Raw genomic sequence first — 16889 nt, 5'->3', positions numbered from 1 at the left:
GTAACGCAGCCTGTGTCAATAAACAAACTATTGACACGGGCTATCCCAATTTTTCACGGCAACTCCACCTCTTTCAGACTAAATGGTACGGATTTGACAGAGGCAGGTGTTTCGATGAGAATTTTCAATTTCCATTTTGGGGTTGGTTTTTCGTCAAAACTATAGGAATGCATACGGTCGCCTGAAATAAAGCGTCCGCTTCGCCGTATTTCTTTGCCTGTTTCATCTTCAACTTTTATATCTACCAATTTGCTGAAATCACCGTCTACATAGAATGAAAGTTCATTTTCTCCGGCCATGCCTGCCCCGAAACCGTCGACCAGCGCCATAAGGCCGGCCGCAAGCTCACGCGTGGCAGGGTCAAGCTGTTTCATTTTGGCTTCACGTTCGGCTTTCTCTTGTTTTGCCAACTTTTCAACCGATTCTTTCGTAAAAAAGGCAATGGAAAGCGGGGCTTTTTTGGGCAATAAATTGAGGTTGGGCTTTGCCTGAAAATTGGTTACTTTTACGATAGCGCCGTTGGCTTCGGTGGGATTATACAGATCCAACGTTCCCGAAATCTCTTTGATGGCAGTCGCTTTACGCATAGGGTTTTTAAGCTCTATCTTAAGTTTTTCATCACCGATCTCGGCATAATCAGCCTTTTCTTTTTTGTCGGTGAGCAGATCAACACCCTCACTGTCAACCGCGCGGCTTAGGCTTTTGATCTTGACATATTTATACTTACGGACCTCATCGCCGGTAGTTTTGAGTTCAAGTTCGCAACGGTTTCCGAAATACGACGTGCCAATTGAGCGGCGGTCTTCGAGGCTTACTAAGGCCACTTTTTGTCCCACAGCGGCACGTCCAAACGCTAACGTTGCGAGAACAATCAGATAGGTTTTCATTATCATTAAGTAGATAAAGGTTTTAGAATTATTACCCAAATTAGACAACTTTTCCCTTACTTGCCGTACCTTAAAATAAGTAACGACGTCTAACGATTGGAAGGAGTCATAAACAGATACGTGAAGAAATGTTAGATTACACTATTCAGAAAAAGTATATAGAGACAATGCCGCTCAGCAAAGAACAAATTTTAAAACACTACTTCGGATACGATACATTCAGGCCGTTACAAAGTGAAATCATTGATTGGATATCAGCAGGAAATGACTGCATGGTACTGATGCCCACAGGTGGCGGAAAATCGGTCTGTTTTCAGGTACCGGCTCTGATGAAAGAAGGCATAACACTGGTGATATCACCGCTGATCGCCCTCATGAAAGACCAAGTGCAGGCGCTTCGTGCCAACGGTATTGAAGCTGCTTTTTTGAACAGTACGCAGAGCTCATCGGAGCAATACGCCATCGAAAAACAGTGCTATTCCGGTGAATTGAAACTGCTCTATATTGCACCGGAGAAACTTTTCGCGTCGGGTTCGCTGGATTTTGTGCGGTCGCTCAACATCAATTTATTTGCGGTCGACGAGTCACATTGCGTTTCGGTATGGGGGCACGATTTTCGACCTGAATATACGCAGCTGCACATTCTGAAGGCAGCCTTTCCTGATGTACCCGTGGTGGCACTGACAGCTACCGCCGACCGCGTCACCCGGCGTGATGTATTAAAGCAGTTGGGCATTCCGGAAGCACGCGTATTTGAGGCATCTTTTGACCGACCAAATCTTTCGCTCAATGTATTGCCCGGACGCAATCGTATCAAGGTCATTGAGCAGTTTATCAACGATCACCCCCATCAACCGGGCATTATCTATTGTTTAGCCCGCAAAACCACCGAAGACATTGCTCAAAAGCTTCGGGCCAAAGGCATCAATGCGCGGCATTACCACGCCAAAATGCCGCCCGATGAGCGCTCGCAGGTGCAGGATGCGTTTCTGCGCGATGATGTTCAGATCATGGTGGCAACCATCGCTTTTGGCATGGGCATTGATAAGTCGAATGTGCGCTGGATCATGCACTACAATATGCCCGGCAATGTTGAGAGTTTTTATCAGGAAATCGGGCGAGCGGGTCGCGATGGACTTAAATCCGATACGTTGCTCTTTTATAGCTTTGCCGATTGGATCATGCGACGCGATATGATCGAAAACTCAGAGTTGCCCCAACACCTGAAAGATATTCAGTTTGCCAAGCTCGATCGGATGAAGCAATATGCCGAGGCCGACCACTGCCGACGACGTATTCTATTAAGTTATTTTAACGAAGCAGTGGACAGAGACTGCGGCAACTGCGACGTGTGTCGTAACCCGCGTTCAAAATTCGACGCAACCTTGCCGGCTCAAAAAGCGCTGTCGGCCATTGCCCGCACCGATCAGAAAATCGCGATGGGTATGTTGATCGATGTGCTGCGCGGCTCACACAATCGCAACGTCACCGAACGCGGCTACGACCGTATCAAGACCTTTGGGGCGGGGCGTGAACTGCGGGCGGAAGAATGGGCCGATTACCTGACGCAAATGCTCAATTCAGGCGTGATGGACGTAGCCTACGACGAAGCTCACTCCCTCAAGCTCAACGAAACCTCATGGCAAGTGCTGCGCGGCGAGCGAAAAGTGCCCTTGGTTCGTTTTGAGTCGTATGAAGAAAAACGTAAACGACAGGAAGAAGCCGCCGAGCCGGTGAAAACCAAGAAAGAGATCATCCGGGATGAGTTGTTTGAACGCTTGCGAAAAGTACGCAAGCAATTGGCCGACGAACTGAACGTGCCACCATTTGTGGTATTTTCAGATGCTACGCTGTCGGACATGGCCGAAAAACGACCCATCAACCGTTTTCAAATGTTGCAGGTTTCGGGGGTTGGTGAAACGAAATTTTCACACTATGGCGAAGCCTTTATTAACGAGATTTTGGAATATGCCCGCTCCAAGACCCAACCCGGAACACGCATTGTTAACGGTATGACCTACATTGAGACGCACGATCTGTACAAACAGGGACTGACACCAACTCAAATCGCCCAGCGCCGAAATTTGAACGAGTTAACTGTGTATTCCCACTTGGCTAAATTATATGAAGATGGCTATGAAATAGATGTTTGGCAATACCTGACCAAAAATGAATACCGCGTCATTACGGAAGCGGCTGATCTACTTCAAGTCCTTCCGGGAGCAGCATTAAAACCTCTTTTTGAGCAATTGGAAGGACAATATGAATACTACAAATTGAGAATTGCGTTGGCAATTTGGGAGAAGGGAAAATAAGAAATCGCAAATTTTACAAAGGTTGCACCTCTCTACAAATGTTGCGCTTCTCCGAAGCTTGTTGGAATTTGCGGATTATTTTTCCCGGTGGTTTGATGCATTAATTTCTACAAATGTTGCGCTTCTCCGAAGCTTGTTGGAATTTGCGGATTATTTTTCCCGGTGGTTTGCGTTATTAATTTCTACAAATGTTGCGCTTCTCCGAAGCTTGTTGGAATTTGCGGATTATTTTTCCCGGTGGTTTGATGCATTAATTTCTACAAAGGTTGCGCTTCTCCGAAGCTTTGTGGTTTGGATCCTTGGTCTTTACTATAAAGGTTTCGCCTCTCCGAGGCTGATAAATGCTTCGGAGAAGCACAACCTTTGTAGAAAAACAATAACATAAATTCCAACAAGCCTCGGAGAGGCGAAACCTTTGTAGAAATTAATAACGCAAATTCCAACAAGCCTCGGAGAGGCGAAACCTTTGTAGAATTGTGGCGTAACATTTTATTCCCGAGTTCCCAAAAGATTCAGCATAAACGCATATTCCAACGCAATATCTTTCAGGCGCTTGAACCGCCCGGAAGCACCACCGTGGCCAGCTTCCATATCGCAATGAAGAAGAAGTTGGTGATCATCGGTTTTGAATTCGCGCAATTTAGCGATCCACTTTGCCGGTTCCCAATATTGTACCTGAGAATCGTGTAAGCCCGTTGTAATAAGCATATTAGGATAGCCCTGTGCCACTACGTTATCATACGGGCTGTATGATTTCATGTAATCGTAATAGATTTTTTCGTTGGGATTTCCCCATTCTTCATATTCTCCCGTAGTGAGCGGGATCGACTCATCAAGCATCGTTGTGACTACATCTACAAACGGCACCTGAGCTACTATGCCTTTGTAAAGCTGCGGAGCCATGTTGGCTACCGCACCCATCAGCAAGCCGCCGGCACTGCCACCCATCGCAAAAAGGGATTCGGGTGATGTCCATTTTGTTTGAATTAAGTACTGAGAGCAATCAATAAAATCGGTGAAGGTATTTTTCTTATGAAGCATTTTGCCGTTTTCATACCATAGTCGTCCCATTTCGTGCCCGCCGCGAATATGCGTGATGGCAAACGCAAAACCTCGATCCAATAAACTCAAACGCACACCGCTGAACGTCGGATCCATTGAATAGCCATAGGAACCATAAGAATATTGTAGTAACGGCGCACTTCCATCTTTTTGAAAACCCTTTTTGTATACAATTGAGATCGGAATCAATACGCCGTCGCGGGCGGGCGCAAAAAGGCGTTCGGTTTGGTACTCTTCTTTATCGAAACCTCCCAATACCTCTTGCTGCTTGAGCAAAACGCGCTCGCGCGAGTCCATATCATAGTCAAACGTACTGGCAGGCGTTGTGAGGGATGTATAACCATAACGCAAAATGGTTGTATTAAAATCAGGGTTATTTCCGGGAGAAGCGGTGTAAGCCGGCTCTCCAAAATTCAAATAATGCTCCGCGTGCGTTTTTTGGTCGATGATACGAATTTTAAGCAATCCTTCTCCCCTTTCCTGCAATACCAAATGATGTTTAAACGCCTCTATTCCTTCCAGATACACATCCGAACGATGGGCAATGAGCTCACGCCATTGAATCAGATCACTGTGATCCGTTTCCGCCACCGACATGAGTTTGAAATTGGTAGCTCCGCCGAGATTAGTGCGCACATAAAAGGCGCTTTCGAAATGCTCGATATAATATTCGTGGCCGCGACTGCGCGGCAAAAATGATACACATTGGCTTGCTGGCTCATCGGCTTTGATGAGTTGGTATTCGGTCGATACTCCATTTTGGTCCGATACGATGGCGATGAATTTTTTGGATTTCATTCGGTACAATCCCAAATAAAACTGATCATCGGATTCTTCGTACGTCAATACATCCTCGCTCACATCTGTACCAAGTCGGTGTCGCCAAACCTGAAATCCCAAGAGCGTATCGGTATGTTTTCTGATGTAAAAAATCGTTTGGTTATCGGCAGTCCATGCATAGTTTCCTCCTTCAGTATCGGGAATTGCATCGGGATAAAACGCTCCCGTTTTTAAATTTTTAAATTTCAAGGTATACAAACGGCGACTAACGGTATCTTCACCAAAAGCTGCAATTTCTTCATTATCAGCCATTTCGGGAAATGTGGCATTGTAGTACGAATGGCCTTCGGCCAATTCGTTGACATTCAGCATTATCTCTTCCGCAGCATCCAATGCGCCATATTTGCGACAATAAATTGGGTATTCGCCACCCTGTTCGTATCGGTAATAATAGTAGTAATTCCCGGCTTTATACGGCACTGATTCGTCCTGCTCTTTGATGCGCGACTTCATTTCTACAAACAACTTCTCCCGTAATTCTTTAACGGGCGCAAGAATGGCCTCTGTGTACGTATTCTCAGCATTCAGGTAGTTGATCACTTCCGGGTTTTCACGTTCGCGAAGCCAGTAATAATCATCTGTTCTGACATCTTTGTGTAATTCAAATCGGTGCGAAATTTTAGGCGCTTTGGGGGGCTGTATAGTATTCTGATGTTTGGACATAGCAATCTTAAATAGCGTTTTCAAAACCGGAAGTTACAATAACTTCCCGGAAATACTGTATTTTTGTTAAAACTACTGCAATGATTACGGACATTAATTCGCTTGACCCAAACGGCACCTATACCTATGCCGATTATCTGAAATGGCGCTTTGAAGAGCAGGTCGAGCTCATTAAAGGTAAGATATATCGGATGTCACCGGCACCGAAAATGGCGCATCAATGGGTATCTAATAAGCTGTCTTTTATGCTGAATAAGCATTTTGAGGAAAGATCTTGCAGTGTATTTGAAGCTCCGTTCGATGTACGTTTACCGATTGGAAATGACCGTTTTCCTGAAAAAATCTATACAGTTGTTCAACCGGATATTTGTGTGATTTGTGATGATTCCAAATTGGATGAAGATGGGTGCTTAGGTGCCCCCGATTTGATTGTAGAAATCACCTCCTCTTCCACATTCAAAAAAGACTTCAACGAAAAATTTAATTGGTATGAGAAAGCAGGTGTACGTGAATATTGGATTGCCATTCCGAGTGAAAAGGCTATTCAGGTCTATTTTCTCGAAAACGGCCAATATCAATTAGGTGGCATTTATGACAAATCTCCCGCCCAATCTATTATTTTTGAGGGATTTGAGGCCGCACTCGAAAAAATCTTCAGATAGTACCTATTCCTTAAACCATCCCGCGTACATTATATAGTTATTGGCCGTTCGCATAAACACCTCTCCCAGATCGGGCGTAACGTCTTTGAGGTATTTGGCAGGGTTACCTGCCCAGACCGTACCCGGCGGAACTACCTTGCCCTGCGTTATGACCGCCCCTGCGGCAATGATAGACCCTGTTCCGATGTGTGCACCGTCCATGATGATGGCTCCCATTCCCACCAAAACTTTGTCTTCAATTGTACAGCCGTGCACAATGGCATTGTGAGCGATAGAAACGTAATTACCGATCGTGGTTTTGGTTTTTTGGTAAGTACAATGAATCACTGCGCCATCCTGAATATTGACGCAGTCGCCCATTTGGATCGTATTAACATCTCCGCGAACAACGGCATTGAACCAAACGGTGCAATGATCGCCCATGATAACTTCTCCAACGATGGTGGAGTTTTCGGCAAACCAGCAATTGGGGCCGTATTGAGGAGAGATACCCCGAACAGGTTTTATAAGAGCCATAATTAGTTACGATTTTTGATTGTCGATTTCCGTGTTCCTTTCTCCCCTTTCTTCTTTCTCCACGCGAAACGCAAAGATAGCAGTCAATCAGTTTTATTTCCGTTTCCTATTTGTTTTTGACGGTTTCGGAGGTTAAAAATTGATGCTTCTTCTCTAACTTTCTTTCTTTGATAAAAAATTCACCTATGTCAAATCCGCTTGCCTCTAAAACACGCATCTTCATTGTTGTTATTTCGTTTCTGCTTGTGTGTTCATGTCTGATGCGGTGGTATGTTTTTAAAATACCCTGGCAGTCCAATATTTTTCTGGCCACTATTTCCGGCACGGTCATGATTATCTCCTGGCTGTTTTTCAGTAAGATGCACCGCTTTTTTGATTCTTTTTTTCCCTATGAAAGAGGAATCATTATGCGCATGATACCGCAGGTATTGATCACCTTCTTTTTTGTCCTGATCGTATCTCAACTTGTTATATCACGCGTAATGGATCTGTTTCCATTTAGAACCTTAATTGCCGCACAATACACCGATTTGGCACGTATTTCGGGTTATTTCGCTCAATTTTTAGTGGTTGTACTCATCAATGTGCTGCATCTTTCGGACTATTTGTTTCAGCAATGGCGTGAAAATGCTACCCGTGCCATCCACCTTGAAAAAGAAAAATCTCAAGTACAGTTCGATAATTTAAAGAATCAACTTAATCCTCACTTTCTTTTCAACAGTCTGACCTCATTGGATAGCCTGATTCAGGAAAATCCCGACTTGGCACGTCAATTTTTACAGCAGCTTTCGAAGGTATTTCGGTACGTGTTACAACACAAAGACAAAGGATTAGTGCCACTTTACATTGAATTGGATTTTATCAAAAATTACGTTTTTTTGCTTCAAACACGGTTCGATACTTTTCTGACAATTGATTTTCAAATGTCAGAAGAGAGTCTTGAAAAAAAAATAACACCTGTTACGCTCCAAATATTAATCGAAAATGCGCTCAAACACAACATAGTGAGCGCAGCACATCCACTCACCATTCGGATTTGTTCGGATGAGCAGTATCTGAAAGTGGAAAACACCATTCAGCCCAAAAAACAGGTTGAAACCTCAAACGGCCAAGGCTTACAAAATCTTAAAAATTTGTATAAATTCCTGACCGACACGCCCTTTGAGACCATTATACATAATGGAAAATTTGTCGCTTATGTTCCTTTGATCAGCTAATGATTCTTTATGCCATGACTATTTTAATTCTTGAAGACGAGCCGTTGGTGGCCAAAAATTTAGAAAAACTCGTTTATCAGCTATTGCCCAATGTGACTTTGCAAGGACCGTTAGCGAGCATTGAAGCAACGTTGAATTGGTTCAAACAACATCCGGAGCCTGACCTTATTCTGTCCGATATTCAGTTGGCCGATGGCGTAAGTTTTGACATTTTCCAAGAGCTGCAACTGTCGTGCCCTATAATTTTTACGACCGCCTATGACGAATATGCCATTCGCGCGTTTAAGGTCAACAGCATTGATTATTTATTAAAACCCATTGATAAAGACGAACTTAAACGCGCATTTGAGAAATTCAGGCGTTGGCAAAGTACGCCCGATAAAGAAGAAGTATTTTCTCACCAATTGCGTGATTTACTGCACGATCTGGAACATCGATCAGCCAAGCAATACAAACATCGTTTTACGGCGCATTATCAGCGGGCCGTAGTAGCGGTAGCGGATACACGTGTGGCTTATTTTGTACGTGAAGAAGTAATATGGCTCATCACGACCGATAATCAGCGGCTTATTACTGATTATCAATCGCTTGATGAAATAGAAGAGTTGCTCGACCCTATGCAGTTTATACGGGCTAACCGGCAGTATATTGTCAAAAAAGAAGCCTTGGAAAGTTATCGAACGCACTATTCGGGCAAAATAGAATTAACGCTTACGGTGCCCGTTAAAGACGAAATCATTATCAGCAAAGATAAAGCTGCGCAATTCAGGATTTGGTTTGAAACATAAAGCTATGTCAATTTTTAAGCGGTCACGCTTTTTTATAGACAAAATGGTTTAACTTTGTGGAATGGAGAGCTCTGCTAAAATCTATGTTGCCGGTCACCGAGGAATGGTAGGATCAGCACTTGTACGTCGCTTGCAGGCCGAACGTTATGAAAATATTATAGTTCGTACTTCGCGCGAACTGGATTTACGTAATCAACAAGCTGTAAGTGAATTTTTCGAGACCGAACGCCCCGACTATGTCTTTTTAGCGGCGGCAAAGGTAGGTGGCATAATGGCCAACAACGTCTATCGTGCAGATTTTTTGTACGATAATTTACAGATTCAAAACAACATTATTCACAATTCATACCTCACGGAGGTGAAAAAACTGATGTTTTTAGGATCTTCGTGTATTTATCCTAAAATGGCTCCGCAACCACTCAAAGAAGAGTATTTGCTGACCGGCCCGCTTGAGTACACCAATGAGCCGTATGCCATTGCGAAGATCACGGGTATCAAAATGTGTGAAAATTACCGTAAACAGTATGGCTGTAATTTCATTTCCGCCATGCCAACCAACCTTTACGGCCCCAACGACAATTACGACCTCAACAACTCACACGTATTGCCGGCCATGATTCGAAAGTTTCATGAAGCCAAAGTTGAAGGCAAACCTTTCGTTGAACTGTGGGGGACGGGTTCACCGCTTCGTGAGTTTCTGCATGCTGACGATCTGGCTGACGCCTGCGTTTATCTCATGAAAACCTATGACGGTGAGCAGTTCGTAAACATTGGCGTAGGCGAAGACATTACAATTAAGAATCTTGCTGAGCTTATCAAAGAAACCGTTGGATACGAAGGTGTATTACACTGGAATACCGACAAACCCGACGGCACTCCCCGCAAACTCATGGATGTGAGTCGCTTACACAGCATGGGTTGGAAACATAAATATGACTTGGAAGAAGGTATTCGAATAACATATCAGGATTTCCTATCCAAAGTCGAAGAATACGCAGTATAAATAAAAATGCCCCGCCTGAAAAGCGGGGCATTTTGTTATCTCCTTTGCCATTAGAGGTATTTTACCTGCAATCTTACGCTTTGACAATGCGCTATAACAACTCACCCATAACTTCTTCAATGGACTTAATTCCCGGAAAAAATGATACTATTCGAGTCAAAACGCCTTCGATAATGGCATCCGGGCAGGAAGCGCCACAGGTCAGCATAATAGTCACCCGATCCTTTTCAGGAATATAATTTTCGGTTACTTCCTCTTTCTTACTATGTAAATTATAGTGCTTGATGAGCGTACGATTCAATATTTTGCTGTCGGACTCAATAAAATACGTCGGCAATTTTTGTTCGCACAATTCTACAATGTGAGACGTATTGGAACTATTATAACCACCTGCCACAAGTACAAAATCTGCTTCATTTCTGAGCAATGCATAGGTGGCATCCTGATTATCATTGGTGGCGTAGCAAAGCGTATCTCGGGTATTGGCAAAGCGATCTTCCACTTCATTCGGTGCCAAGTGATAATACTGAATCATTACTCCTTTGAGGTAATCAGCAATTCCCTGCGTATCTGATGCCAGCATTGTGGTTTGGTTTACCACACCGATACGTTGCAGATCCTGCTCCGGGTCAAAGCCTACCGAATATTGACCCCGGAATTCTTCGTAAAAGTCTTCCTTTGTGCCTTCTCCTGTAATGTAACGCGCCAGCCTTTCGGTTTGCTTCATGTTTTTAACCACGACTGTCGGTGCGTTTTCCTTGCTATGAGAAAACGTCGCGCGAGTTTCTTCGTGTAGCGGCTTGCCATGCACTACAATGGTATAATTCTTTTGCCCGATCTGAGAGGCACGATTCCATACTTTTTCCACAAACGGACAAGTCGTATCGTATTGATAGGCATCAATTCCCAGTAATGTCAGGCGGTTTTGAATCTCAATAGTGGTTCCAAAAGCAGGAACAATGACAACATCTTCGGGGCGAAGTTCTTCCCACGGAATAATCTGACGGCCTGTTGTTTCCATCAAAAAACGCACACCGCGCTGCTGCAAATCCCGATTCACGTCGGGATTATGGATCATTTCACTCAGCAAAAAAATACGTTTACCGGGATTGTCCGCAATTGCTTTGTAGGCAATTTCAATGGCATTTTCTACCCCATAACAAAACCCAAAATGCCGCGCGATCAGAAATCTTACGGGGCCAAAGTCAAGCACTGTTGGTGAAAAATCGCGTTTAAGCTTATCATTTTTCCGACGCAGTTCTTTGATGGGCGTAATAATGCGGCTACGGTAAAAATCAGGTATGTGAAAAGTCTTCATGCTGTTTGAGCAGAATTACGCGTTCGTTAAAAGAATAATGGGTGCTGTCCGCTGCAAAATTACAACGAACCTAACTATAACACGCTACTATTCTGCTTTGTTTCAACAAATCCTCAAAATACCTGCTCATTTACCTTGCTTTGCGTATCCGGATTGAATTGGTATGTGTAGCATTTATCTTCCGCCCGGGTCTCTACGATCCGATAACCTCGATACTCTACGCCCCAACTTCCGCCAAAATGACCGTCAAAAAAGGCAGGTTTTGAGGTATTCTTACCTACATCTATTAAATGGTCATGCCCGTGAAACATCGCTTTAAGGTTCGGGTATTTCGTCAGTGTTTTCTCTAATTCGGGGCAGGTGGTGCCGTGTTCTGTCCACATTTTGGAAGGAATATGCATAAACAAAAACACATTTTCTTTCTTAGTAAATCCTGCCAATTGCTTATCTATCCAAGGAATATCAGGACAAAGGTATTCGCCTTTTTCATTGGAAGTATCGGCGAGAATGATCGCGTTTTTTCCGATTTCTACCGCATGATTGAGATCATAGCCCCACGCAGCGCGCCATTGCTCGGGTGTTACGTGGTCGTGATTACCACGCGTTACGTAATAGGGTAGGCCGAGGCTGTCAAATACTTTTTTTACTTCGGGCAAAAATGTAATATCGTCGTGAAATAAGTCTCCGTTGAATACCACAAAATCAAGCCTTCTTTCGGCATGTTCCTTTTTCAAATTTTTGATGATATTGTCGTGGTAGAGTCGAAAATCAGTCTTGGGTTGCCCATAATGCCCATCGGAAGCAACGGCAAAACGTAGATTTTTCGTTGATTTTGCAGCGGGCTTTTGGCAACCAAATGCCAATACTCCCACCGAAAGTTGAAGAAATTCGCGACGACGAAGCATAGTGTCTTTCGTTTTTCAGTAAGTTGATGTCTTGAACTGTTTTTCAGCTATTCCAGATTTCCCACGCTTTTTCGGCTTGCAACTGAAGCATGGGCAGCCCATTGTGGGTTTGCGCCCCCTGCTTTTTGCCTTTTTTTAAGAAAAGCGTTTCGGCAGGGTTGTATACTAAGTCGTAGAGTAAATGCTGTTGGCTCACTAATGCGTAAGGAATAGCGGGGCACTCTTCTATTTTCGGATAAGTACCTACCGGAGAGGTGTTTATAATAAGCAAATGCTCAGCAATGATATCTGCTGTTAAATCATCATAAGAAATGGCATCCTCATGATTCCCCGGTTGACGGGATACAATTTTGTGATCAATATGAAGATCTTTCAATGTTGCCAATACTGCTTTTGCCGCACCGCCATTGCCCAATACCAACGCTTTTAATGTTGAAGGGATGATAGTTAAATCAGCCAGCCATTTTTCTAAGGAAATTCGAAATCCGTAATAATCTGTATTATAGCCCTTTAATTTTCCGTCAGGCAAAAACTTAATGGTATTAACCGCACCGATTCGCTCCGCAGATGCCGCATCCAGTTCATCCAAAAATGGAATAATATTTTGCTTGTGCGGAATTGTTACATTAAGCCCCGACAAATCAGAATGCGCCTTGATCAACTCAGGAAAGTTTTGATAATCAGGAAGTTCTAATAATTCATAGCAACTGTTTTCAATCCCTTCATTTTCAAATTTTTCGGTAAAATACTTCTTGGAAAAAGAATGAGTCAAGGGGTAACCGATCAAGGCAAATACTCTCATTATTGGGCAATTATCAATTTTTTACTTCCTTTAAAACTTTGGTTTTGAACCTGTATCATGTAAATACCGACAGGCAAGTCTGTAAAGTCAAACAGTTTTTGATCGTTAAAAGACGGCACATTGATGGTTTTTACCGGTTTTCCGGTTAAGTCATAAACAATCAACGTAGCATTACTGAGAACTTCCAGCGTTTCTACGATCACCTTCCCATCCGGCGAGGGGTTAGGATAGACGGCTAAACCGTTATTACTCACTTCCAATACATAATCAAATACCGCAGAAGTTTTTGAAACGCAGGTTAAGGTTGGAAAGTATTGTACTGAGGCCGCCGCTGTATAAGCCCCGGATTGATTCACTCTGATGATTGATTTTGTTTCGGTCAGCGCTTGAGCGCCCGATTTCCACGTATATACTGCCGAAGCCGTTGGATTGGAAACCTGAAGCGTATAAGCACCTACTTTCTCAACAACAGGCGTTGCCGGGAGATCCTTTACATCTACTCTCGTCGGGCCGGTAAAAGGAGATAAACAACCGATCTCATCGCGCACACGAGCCGCGTAATTGCCCGATTTTGTGGCAACGATCCGCTTAACAGTCTCTCCTGTGTTCCATAATACATCATAATTTGATTCAACTCTGAGGCCGACTTGTTCGCCGTCACAAAATGTAAGGCGTCCTTCTGCAATAACCGAGGGAATTGAAGGCAATTGGTTAACCTTCACATTTACCGGCTCAGAAGCAGGGGAAGGGCAACCAAATTGATTTCGTATGATCAGTGTGTAATCTCCTGCAAAATTGACAGCTACACTTTTTGTATTGGCTTGATTTGACCATTGATAAGCACTGGCATCAGGAGCCGTTAGCGTCAGGCTTTGATCGGCACAAATCGTAGTAGGCCCGCCAACCGAAATAGTAGGGCGTCCGGGATTTGGATTGACCACAATAGTTATCGGCGCTGAGGCCGGCGAAGTACAACCCGTGGTAGGTTCAAAAACGGTCGCTGACAATTGGCCGGGGCTATACACTTTTATGCTTCTTCCCCGTTCTCCGGTACTCCATTCAAAAATATTGCCTCCCGACGTGATCGTTAGAACGGTATTGTCAAACTCGCAAAAAGTGGTAGGCCGCTCATTGACGATCGTTGGAGCTGCCGGAAGTGGATTTACTTTAACAGGAAAGGCATCCGAAACGGATCGGCACCCATTGTTATCCACATAACTCACATTATAATTCCCTCCGGTCGTAGCCGTAATGGTTTGGCTGTTTTGAAAATTACTCCAAGCAATACCTGAGCTGTAATTGGTCGTCAACGAAACCTGTCCGCCTTGGCAGAAAGTGGTAGGCCCAAGGGCTGTAATGATCGGCTTGGCAGGCAAAGCATTCACCGTTACCGAAATAGTATTGGAAGAAGGCGATTGACATTGATTGGCATCTACGGTCCGGGCCGAATACCTGCCGGGAAGATTGACCGTTACGCTTTTCGTATTTTGTCCATTACTCCAAATATAGCCGGATTGGGTAGAAGAAGTAAGCGTAATAACTTCATTCTCACAAATCGTCGTCGTAGAGCGATCCGTTGTGATTGTCGGAGCGGCCGGCAATGTATTGACTTTTACCGTAATCACTTCCGATCCGGGAGACGTACAGCCATTGGCATCTGTAACGGTCAATGAAAAACTTCCTGCCTTCAGAATATTGATACGACGACCGCGCGCGCCATTGTTCCAATTATACTGAGCAGAGCTGCTTGAAGTCAGCACAGTACTGTCACCGTCACAAAATACGATCGGACGTTCCGGGGTAATTGTAGGTGCGGCAGGCAACGGATTTACATTTACGGTGATATTGTTTGATATTCCGTCACATCCATTTGCATCCCGAAACCGAACATTATAAGTACCTGACGCCGTTACTTCAATGTCTTTTGATTGTTGGCCTGAACTCCAGATATTGCCGTCGTTATAATTTGAAGACAACGTTACGCGCCCGCCCTGACAAAAAGTAGTATTTCCTGAGGCATTAATGGTAGGTGCTGCGGGAGGTGCATTGACTTGTACTGTTACACTTGTAGGTTCGGAGGTACACCCTTTATCATCCAATACCCGCACCTCAAATGTACCCGTGTTTCGAGCCGTTACAACCTGACCTCTGTCACCGGTTGACCAACGGTATTCAGCCGCTGACGTAGCGGTAAGATTGACCGAACCACCCTGACAAAAAGTAAGCGGTCCCGAAGAGGCAATGGTTGGTTTGGCGGGAAGGGGTGAAGAAAACGAGGTAACATTGATACTCGCCGAGCCTTTACAACCATATAAATTTTGGGTAGATACCGAATAGGTTCCCGACGTTGACACTTCTATTCGTTGGCTTGTTGAGCCGGTATTCCATTGATTGCCGGTAGCCCCGCTGGAGATAAGCCCCACTGAGCTTCCCTGACAAAGGGGTAACTTCCCATCAACACTAATATTGATCGGAGCACTTTGAAGATCATTGGGAACATTAATGGTGGGCGTATAATAGACATTACCGGCAAAATCCCGTACGGTAGCCTGATAATTGCCGGGACCGAAATTGACGGATGATCCATTGGCGCCATTATTCCATTGAACAGAAGAGTAAGCCCCTTGTACATTAATATTCAACTGATTTCCTCCTGCGCAGCTAATTGAAAAATCGGGAAAAGAGCCGACTTGGGGAAAACATGAATTAAAGAAATTATCATCTAAGGCTGAATTCCAGGCATTGGCGGCGTCGGATAAACCTCCGTTCTGGAAGTGCGTACCATCAGGGCGCGGGATTTGGATACCATCCGTAGAAGGGCCAAAAAACACCGAATTGCCGTTCAAAACAACTTGGTTTTGACCATTAATCACCTCTTGGTAAATTCTCGCATTATAAAAAGAAGCCCGAGCCACCACCCAACCAACTGTTTTACCAAAATGTTGCCGTGATTTTTCGATGATCTTCTGTAGATTGGCCTGATACGTTACCGCCGAAGTATTAAGCAGGTTGTCAGCCTCTCCCTGATGCCAAAGTACCGCTCTGATCCCTGTTACACTGGCGTAATAATTGAGCGCCATTTTTAAATTCGCGTAAGGCTGCCCCTGCGGATAAGTATCATTGATATAAATACTGTTGGTAGTTCCACCATCGACGGTTTCACTCCAGTTTTTGGAAGCAGTACCCTCCCAGGCTGCATTATAAAAAAGCACAGGAACATTCAGGCGGCTCGCAATCATATCTCCCAAACGACCCCAACACCACGAAGACAGCCCACGGGGGCCTACACTTCCGTTATCACTCATCCTGACAAAATCAGGTGCCGGAAAAGAGTTATTTTGATTGACAATATTTCGATAATTAACACAATTGACGCGGTCATCTCCCGGGCCGGGAGCACCGTAGTTGAAGAAGCCCTGTGCATTGGATTGGCCGGCCACCAAAAATACTTCGCCCACACCCACCCGTTGCAATTCAGAAGTGCTGACAGTATTTCCGTTGGCAATGCCTCTGATCTGAAGTTCGTACCAACCTCCTCTAACGGTAATACTGCCCGAGTAAAACCCGCCCTGCGGGTTGTCCTGAATAACTCTCCAATCGGTTTGCTCTCCCTGTCCCGGATTCATTGGTATCACACGCGCCTCTACTCTGTCAACACTTTTACTGTATTGGCCGGTAACACGGATTTTTCCATTACCAAAATTATCACGTTGAAATACGATTCGACTAGAGGGAAAAGTGATGTTTATCTGTCCAAAAATCGTCAAAGGAAAAAGAATACATGCAAAGCTTTGCCGGAGGCCTTTCAGGTAACGGTTCAATTTCATTTGTTCATTATTAGGTGGAATATATACTTACATCTGTTCTTACAACATCACTGATCATTTCAATCCTTCAGAGCATCTCAATTA

The 16889-nt window shown here is 44.3% G+C and carries 12 protein-coding genes; 5 read left to right on the top strand and 7 right to left on the bottom strand.

The window, feature by feature from the left end; all coding sequences use genetic code 11:
* Positions 1–53 precede the first annotated feature (53 nt).
* Positions 54–887 carry a hypothetical protein gene (locus ACQY73_RS22770; RefSeq protein ID WP_428655324.1) on the bottom strand — a complete coding sequence of 278 codons (834 nt, stop codon included), beginning with the start codon at positions 885–887 and terminating at the stop codon, positions 54–56.
* A 167-nt stretch (positions 888–1054) separates the two neighbouring features.
* Between ACQY73_RS22770 and recQ the strand changes: the two genes are divergently transcribed.
* Positions 1055–3202 carry a DNA helicase RecQ gene (gene recQ / locus ACQY73_RS22765; RefSeq protein WP_428668521.1) on the top strand — a complete coding sequence of 716 codons (2148 nt, stop codon included), beginning with the start codon at positions 1055–1057 and terminating at the stop codon, positions 3200–3202.
* Between the two features lie 489 nt (positions 3203–3691).
* Here recQ and ACQY73_RS22760 read toward each other — a convergent pair whose 3' ends face one another.
* Positions 3692–5767, bottom strand: a complete 2076-nt coding sequence (locus ACQY73_RS22760) for a S9 family peptidase (RefSeq protein WP_428655321.1) — start codon at positions 5765–5767, stop codon at positions 3692–3694.
* A gap of 80 nt (positions 5768–5847) precedes the next feature.
* On the opposite strand from ACQY73_RS22760, the gene ACQY73_RS22755 reads away from it, so the two are divergent.
* A complete protein-coding gene (locus ACQY73_RS22755) occupies positions 5848–6429 on the top strand; it encodes a Uma2 family endonuclease (protein ID WP_428655319.1) in 582 nt (193 codons plus the stop codon).
* 3 nt (positions 6430–6432) lie between these two features.
* Here ACQY73_RS22755 and ACQY73_RS22750 read toward each other — a convergent pair whose 3' ends face one another.
* Positions 6433–6945, bottom strand: a complete 513-nt coding sequence (locus ACQY73_RS22750; RefSeq protein WP_428655316.1) for a gamma carbonic anhydrase family protein — start codon at positions 6943–6945, stop codon at positions 6433–6435.
* A 185-nt stretch (positions 6946–7130) separates the two neighbouring features.
* Here ACQY73_RS22750 and ACQY73_RS22745 point away from each other — a divergent pair, with 185 nt between their 5' ends.
* The 3 genes from ACQY73_RS22745 to fcl all read left to right on the top strand — a co-directional run bounded on the left by ACQY73_RS22745 (position 7131) and on the right by fcl (position 9953).
* The gene (locus ACQY73_RS22745; protein ID WP_428655314.1) at positions 7131–8162 is read left to right on the top strand and encodes a sensor histidine kinase; all 1032 of its coding nucleotides are present in this window, start codon (positions 7131–7133) and stop codon (positions 8160–8162) included.
* 14 nt (positions 8163–8176) lie between these two features.
* Positions 8177–8950, top strand: a complete 774-nt coding sequence (locus ACQY73_RS22740; protein ID WP_428655312.1) for a LytR/AlgR family response regulator transcription factor — start codon at positions 8177–8179, stop codon at positions 8948–8950.
* A gap of 61 nt (positions 8951–9011) precedes the next feature.
* Positions 9012–9953: a GDP-L-fucose synthase gene (gene fcl / locus ACQY73_RS22735; protein ID WP_428655309.1), complete on the top strand. Its 942-nt coding sequence runs from the start codon at positions 9012–9014 to the stop codon at positions 9951–9953.
* Between the two features lie 91 nt (positions 9954–10044).
* Here fcl and ACQY73_RS22730 read toward each other — a convergent pair whose 3' ends face one another.
* The 4 genes from ACQY73_RS22730 to ACQY73_RS22715 all read right to left on the bottom strand — a co-directional run bounded on the left by ACQY73_RS22730 (position 10045) and on the right by ACQY73_RS22715 (position 16805).
* A complete protein-coding gene (locus ACQY73_RS22730) occupies positions 10045–11271 on the bottom strand; it encodes a 4-hydroxy-3-methylbut-2-enyl diphosphate reductase (RefSeq protein WP_428655307.1) in 1227 nt (408 codons plus the stop codon).
* 113 nt (positions 11272–11384) lie between these two features.
* Positions 11385–12176, bottom strand: a complete 792-nt coding sequence (locus ACQY73_RS22725) for a metallophosphoesterase family protein (protein WP_428655305.1) — start codon at positions 12174–12176, stop codon at positions 11385–11387.
* A gap of 43 nt (positions 12177–12219) precedes the next feature.
* Positions 12220–12978, bottom strand: coding sequence for a shikimate dehydrogenase family protein (locus ACQY73_RS22720; protein ID WP_428655302.1), 759 nt, complete (start codon positions 12976–12978; stop codon positions 12220–12222).
* Entirely contained in the window at positions 12978–16805 is a 3828-nt protein-coding gene (locus ACQY73_RS22715) for a sialate O-acetylesterase (protein WP_428655300.1), read from the bottom strand. Before ACQY73_RS22715 ends, ACQY73_RS22720 begins: the two co-directional genes overlap by 1 nt.
* Positions 16806–16889: the final 84 nt, after the last annotated feature.

This window comes from Runella sp. (genome assembly GCF_965279615.1).
Classification (GTDB): Bacteria; Bacteroidota; Bacteroidia; order Cytophagales; family Spirosomataceae; genus Runella.
This window is presented reverse-complemented; position numbering and strand designations above follow the sequence as displayed.